Annotated in this window: 1 protein-coding gene; it reads right to left on the bottom strand. The window is 72.6% G+C overall.

The features are described 5' to 3' along the window. Positions 1-599, bottom strand: a 599-nt coding sequence (locus ACOADB_RS21980) for an NUDIX hydrolase (protein WP_378603594.1), incomplete at both ends; no start/stop codon positions are given.

The raw sequence follows: 599 nt of genomic DNA, 5'->3' as shown, positions 1-599 counted from the left end.
GTCCCGGCCTCGATGTCGGCCAGCGGCACCCAGGCCACGGCGTCCGTCGTACCGCCTTGTTCGACGACCCGGGGTTCCCCGGCGCCCACCGTGGCGCGGTAGATGATCCCGATCGCGTGGAAGTCCTCGGCGCGACCATTGGGCGCCGTACCCGTGAAGTGGTGGTCGAGCACCGTCAGCAGGTCGTCCGCCTCACCCTCGAGCCCGCACTCCTCCCACAGCTCGCGACGCACGGTGTCGCTCGGCGTCTCGCCGTGGTCGATCCCGCCACCGGGCAGGTGCCAGGTCCCCGGATCGGGCGCGAGGTCGGACGTACGGGTCAACAGGATCGCGCCGTCGCGGACGACGTAGGCGTAGGCGGCGGCGCGCTGCCGCTGCCTGATCCGGTACGACGACAGGGCCTCGTTCACGAGCCCGACCGTCGGCACGGTGCCGTCCAGCACCTCGGCGATCGGCTTCCATGCCGCCTCGGCGGTCGAGCCGTCGACCTCGGTGACCCGGGGCTTCGGGGAGTCCGCCGGCACCCAGCCTTCGTAGACGATCCGAACCGAGTGGGCGTCGACGCGGCGACCGCGGCGCCAGGAGTCGGCGACGTGCAG

The sequence above is a fragment of the Nocardioides sp. CPCC 206348 genome (assembly GCF_048654705.1).
In the GTDB taxonomy this organism is placed as follows: Bacteria; Actinomycetota; Actinomycetes; order Propionibacteriales; family Nocardioidaceae; genus Nocardioides.
Note: the sequence above shows the minus strand (reverse complement) of the source record. Positions and strands in the feature narration are given on the sequence as shown.